Here is a 5,600-nt window from a genome sequence, read left to right as displayed (position 1 = left end):
CGGGTCCACCTGCGCGTAGCCGCCGCCGGCGGCACCGCCCCTGACGCCGAAATTCGGGCCGAGCGAGGCTTCGCGAATGCAGACGATCGCCTTCTTGCCGATGCGGTTCAGGCCGTCGCCGAGGCCCACGGTGGTGGTGGTCTTGCCTTCGCCGGCAGGCGTCGGGTTGATGGCGGTGACGAGGATCAGCTTGCCGTCCTTGTTGCCCTTTACCGACTTGATGAATTCGGCCGAGATCTTGGCCTTGTCGTGGCCGTAGGGCAGCAGATGCTCGGTCGGGATGCCGATCTTCTGGCCGATCTCCTGGATCTGCTTTTTCTTGGCGCCACGCGCGATCTCGATGTCGGACTTCACTTCGGCCATGACGGCTTTCCTCTGGATTGGACGGTGGAGGGGACGGGGTTGATGTCTCTTGCAAAGAAGGCTGGAACCGGACGCGCGGGCATCTAACCCTGTCGCTGCGGTTGCGTCAACTTTCATGCAACTATGTTTCCTATAGAGAAAATTCCTCTGCGGCGGGCCGACCTATCCCCGGTTCTTTATGGCTCCGCTTGCCGCGCCGTATAGAAGCCAGAGCAGGGACGCTTCCGCCGTCTCAAAACAGCCGCACAATGCACGGAATGCGACAGACGCGACGGCGCAAATTCGCCATCTCTGATGCATGTCGTTCTCCCAAAACCGGGATCACTTTTGGGCGACATGCATTGGGCCGTCGCTGCCCGCCAATGCCGTTACTGCGTCAGTACGTTGCTGATTTCGACCATGTTGGAGCGCACCCGCAGGATGTAGAAGCCCATCGTCGTCAGATGCGTCGGCAGCAGCCAGCCGTCCTCGCGACCGTTGGCGATGATGAAGGGCTGGATACGCAGGGCCGACACGAACTGCGCGTCCATCGTATCCCAGAGGCTCTGCAGGTGCTTTTCCTTGAGGACGTCCTCGAAATCGGCCTGGGCGCCCTTCATAAGGCCGTAATAGGCATAGAGCTGGCCATAGGCGAACCAGTAGCGGTCGTCGGCGCGGGTGTCGAACCAGCCATTGTTGTGGTTCTCGGCGCGCTCCTTGAGGATGGCGGAAGTCGAGCCGATGTCACTGGCGATGCGGTCGATATACTGCTTCAGATTGTCGGCGCGGGCATCGAAAGTGGCCTGACAGGTGGCGAGCCGGGCATTGAACGAACGCAGCTTGCGCACCGCGTCGCGATAGTAGCTCGGTGTCGGCGTCTTCGGCCCGAACGGGCTCACGCCGAAATACCAGGTGTATTCGTCGAACTGCAGATTGCCGCGCGCGTCCTGCAGGTCGGCGTCGATCTGCGAGGTGGTGCGGACGCGGCCGAGATTGTCGGCAAGCTCGGTCGCCGTGCGCCGCACCGCCTGGTTGATGCCGCGCTGGAAAGAGGCCTTGTTGTCCATCCACGGGGTGTTGTCCCAGTCGATGCCGAACAGGCCGAGCTTGTAGAGGATCATCGACGAAATCCAGGCATTCTGGTTGACGTTGAAGTCCGTCAGGTCCGCCGCTACTTGGGCGATGCCGGAGTTGCCGCAAGTCTTGGCCGTGTCCGTGCCGGTCCCGGCGGCCACCTGCTCACCGGCCGAAACATTGCGCTTCTCGAACGTATAGGTGTCCGGGTAGTTCGGGTTGAAATTGTTCCACCACTGGGTGGCGTAGAAGAAGTTGGCGTAGAGGCCGATCAGTACCAAAAGGGCCAGGCCGACTATCGCCTTCAGGATCCAGCCGCGCTGACCGTACCAGCGCCCGGCCCACATGAACGGCCACAGGATCACGCCGATCAAAAGGCCGATGCCGCGGCCGATCCACTGGAAAATCCCGGTGAAGAAGTTCACGATCGGATCGAGCATGGCGATGTCACCCCCCAACATGATGCCAAAAAGTTGCAGACTTTTTGGATAACATCATGCACCAAAACAACAAGTTAGAACGGAATGACGGTTCATTTCGTTCTAGTCGGTCAGGCCGTAGAGGCGTGTGCGAAACGCCACCTTGTCCTTCAAATATGTGGTTTTCAGAACGTCCACAACATGCGATCGCCAGGCGTCGCTGTAGCCGTCATAGTCCTTGTAGAAGCCGTCCTTGTTGAAGATGTAGCGCGAGACGAAGTCCGACGGCACGAAATCCGAGATCAGCCGGTTGGTCAGCCAGGCGTCGGGGTGGTCCGGTTTGGCGCGGACCACCAGGAAGCGCTGCTGGGGGAAGACATCCTCGATCTTGAGGTGGCCGAGCTGCGCGATCTCGCGCTTGGCGGCGTTGAGAAAGGGAAAATTGCCGTCCTTGGTGATCAAGTCGGCGTGGCTCTGGATCCAGGTCTGCAGCCAGACCTTGTCGACATCGGTCAAATTGCGGTCCGGCTCGGCGTCGCGGATCAGCGCGCGCACCACCATTTCGGCGCGATGCTCGAGGTAGCCCGAGGCCTCGATCCAGGAGGCGCGCGGCAGTTCGATACGGCCGGTGGCTGCCAGGAATTTGAACACCTTGTCGGCATCCTTGATCGAGAGATAGCTCACCTGCCAGGGCCGCGAGCGGCGGAAGCCAGGAGCGGCCGGATCGCTGATCACCGTCGTCATGTCGGGATCGACGAACACGTAGAGCCCGCCGAAATGGCTGGTCCAGTAGGCGTTGTGGCGGAAGATCACCTGGTCCGGCACCAGCGCGTTCTCGCGGATGTCGCCGCAGACCTTGGCGAGTTCGACCATGCGGGTCAGCATGGCATTGTCGCGCCAGGCGTCGGGCTCCTGCTTCAGCCGGTCGACGAGCTTGCCGAGTTCCGCGGCCTTGCCCAGCACGTCTTCCGCCGACAGCACCTTGAACTCGACCTGGTTGATCGACAGCAGATCCTCGATGTCGTTGACCTTGGGAACGGAATCCTCGATCTCGCCGTAGATGACGTCCTTGATGGTCAGCGCGTCGATGGCGCGCTGGTTCCTGGACATGAACTCGAACATCAGCTGCGAGGTGTTGGAGAAGGCGGTGTGCACTACCGGCAGGTCGATCTGCGACGGCGTCAGGATGATGAAGCGGCGGTTGACCTCGTTGGGGTCGAGATAGTCGTAGTCGCCACACTCCTCGGCCACTTCGGGAGAAAAGCCGGTGCGGTCGATCTGGAAGCTCTTCAGCTTGGTGGGCTTGAGGCCGAAAGCGGCCAGCGCCTTGTTGTAGCGCTGGATGAGATGGGCTTCGTCGACGGGGAGCAGACGCCCGTAGATGAGCTCGTTGTCGCGAAGGAGGTCGGGTTTTTTGGTGGTCATCTCGAGAAGTCCGAGAAATTTTGCCTCACAAGATGAAGCGCCAACGCCGACGTCCCCCTCTCCCCGTTCTTCACGGGGAGAGGGTAAGGGTGAGGGGCGGCGCCGACAGTCAAGGATATGTCTCCCCATAGCTTCTTGCAGCGATGAATCGAAGCTCACTCGTCTCGATATGACGATCGAGGCGCTGTTCGATAGCTGCCAATATCGTCTCAAGCACCGCGTCTCGCTCCTTTAATACGTCGACGTTCCAAAAGCGGAGTACAGACCAATCATTTGAAACCAAGAAGCGATCTCTCGTCTGATCGTACTTGCTGTCGACATGCTGTCTGCCGTCGACCTCGACGACCAACTGGCTGTCCCTGCAAGCAAAATCAGCAAAGTAGTTGCCTATCGGAAACTGTCGCACAAATTTGTGGCCGTTCAGCCTGCGTCCGCGCAACTCCATCCAAAGCGCGTTCTCGGCGTCGTTGTCCGACTGGCGTAGACGTCTCGCCCGCCCTGTTGTTTCGATTTCTGGTCCACGCATGCGCTGCCCCTCACCCTTACCCTCTCCCCGTGAAGAACGGGGAGAGGGGGGCGTCAGCGCTGGCTCCTTGTCCTTCAACGGCGCGAAGGACTGTCCATTGGCGTGACGACCGAACATTACGCATTCCACAGACCCTTCTTCTTCATCTCCTCCATCTCACGCGCGGCGCGTTCGCGCAGCCTTGCGTCACGCAGCAGCTTTTCCACCGCGGCATCGTCGGATTTGTCGGAATACCGGAACTCGCTGTCGGCGTAGCGGTTGATCTCCTGCATGACCATGTCCATCGAGAACGGACCGCGCAGGTCCTCGATCATCGCTTTCTTGTCGTCGTAGCTCTTGTGCATGAAGGCTTCCGGCTTCTCGAACCAGTCGTCGGGAAGCTCGATGTCCATGGCGCGCATCTTGATGGCGTCGGTGACGTTCTTGATGGCGCGGCCGGTGAAGCGCGGTTCGGCATCCTTGATCAGATGCAGGTAGGTGCCGATGTCGGCCATGGTCCTGGGCGCGCCGTTTTCCTTCATGTAGCGCTCATAGACCCGCATCAGCCCGTCCTCCTGCGGCTTTTCATGCTCCTCATAGGCCTCGGTCACGGCGCGCTGGATTTCCTGCGCCGCGTATAGCTCGTGCTTGCCCAGAGGGATCTCGTGGTTCTTGCCGGCGAGCAGCACGAAGATGTCGATATAGTCGTCACGCGTCTGCGGCCCGTCGACCAGCCAGCGGGCGCCGGCGCGCTGGCGTAGCGCGTCGTCGACGTTTTCCGGGTAGTTGGAGAACATGCCGAACGAGCAGTTGCCGCGCACCACGGTGGCGGCCCCGGCGAAGGCATCCATCAGCACGCCGGTGATCTCCTGCTGGCCGGCCGAGGCGCGGTCGTCGGAGCGTCTGGCGGCCACCTGGTCGATGTCGTCGATGGTGCCGAAGCCGATGACGCGCGGGTTCAAGACATTGTTGATGAACTGGCGGCAGTTCTGGCCCGACTTGCCCTGGTAGGACGAAATCTGGTCGACGCCGAAATTCTCATAGGCGAAGGGATAGCCGGCAACCTGGCAATAGCCGTTGACGAGGCCGGCGATCATCTGGATCAGCGTCGTCTTGCCGGTGCCGGGCGCGCCGTCGCCGATGAAGGTGAACAGGAAGCCGCCGAGTTCCACGAAAGGGTTCAGCTCGCGCTCGAAATCATAGGCCATAAGCATCTTGGCGAGCTTGACCGATTGGTATTTGGCGATGTGGTTGCCGACGACCTCTTCCGGCGTCTTGAAGGTCATCACCAGCGGCTTCGAGCGTTTGCCCGGCGCGACATCGAAGCCGTCGAGGGTGAAGTCGTCGGCGTCGATGCGGATATGGGCATTCTCGAACGGGCCGATGCCGTCGAAGCGGCCCTTGCGCGCCAAAAGCCCGTCGATGGCGACGCGGGCAAAGGCACGCGCCCTGGTCATCAGGTCGGTGTCGTCGGGCGAGCCCGCTATCGCCTTGTCGAGGCCGGCCAGGATCGACTTCACCGCATCCTGCGGCGTGTCGAACAGGAAGTCGGGTTCCGGAATGTCGTTTGGCGCCTCGCCGTCGCTGTCGATCAGCTGGAACAGATAGGAGGCGAGGCTGAAGGCCGAAATGTAGGCCGAAGCCGACAGCAGTTTCTTGAAGGCGGACGCCTCGTCGCCTTCGAGCGGGGCGCGGGTGTTCCTGGCCTGCAGGCTTTCGAGATCGGAGCCTTCGGCGAACACGTCCGATACCGCCAGTGCGATCGCCGTGCCGCGCCGGGCGCGAAAGAGCAGCGTGTGCTGCGGGATGGTCAGCAACTGGTCGTCGGGATGGAC

Annotated in this window: 5 protein-coding genes; all 5 read right to left on the bottom strand. The window is 61.2% G+C overall.

The genetic code is table 11. The features are described from left to right. Positions 1-363 (bottom strand): formate--tetrahydrofolate ligase (locus EOA36_RS25760; RefSeq protein WP_127279964.1); only part of this gene is annotated, 363 nt, incomplete at its 3' end. A 368-nt stretch (positions 364-731) separates the two neighbouring features. Beyond that, entirely contained in the window at positions 732-1,856 is a 1,125-nt protein-coding gene (locus EOA36_RS25755) for a DUF2333 family protein (RefSeq protein ID WP_127279963.1), read from the bottom strand. A gap of 102 nt (positions 1,857-1,958) precedes the next feature. Next, positions 1,959-3,260 carry a DUF6638 family protein gene (locus EOA36_RS25750; RefSeq protein WP_127279962.1) on the bottom strand — a complete coding sequence of 434 codons (1,302 nt, stop codon included), beginning with the start codon at positions 3,258-3,260 and terminating at the stop codon, positions 1,959-1,961. Between the two features lie 109 nt (positions 3,261-3,369). After that, positions 3,370-3,786 (bottom strand): DUF559 domain-containing protein, encoded by a 417-nt coding sequence (locus EOA36_RS25745; protein ID WP_127279965.1) that lies wholly within the window; start codon positions 3,784-3,786, stop codon positions 3,370-3,372. A gap of 116 nt (positions 3,787-3,902) precedes the next feature. Further along, the coding region (locus EOA36_RS25740) for an ATP-binding protein (protein ID WP_145969307.1) at positions 3,903-5,600 on the bottom strand (1,698 nt) is incomplete at its 5' end.

Source organism: Mesorhizobium sp. M8A.F.Ca.ET.021.01.1.1, from assembly GCF_003998025.1.
Taxonomy (GTDB): domain Bacteria; phylum Pseudomonadota; class Alphaproteobacteria; order Rhizobiales; family Rhizobiaceae; genus Mesorhizobium.
The sequence above is the reverse complement of the archived record's forward strand: the minus strand, read 5'-3'. Positions and strand labels throughout refer to the sequence as shown.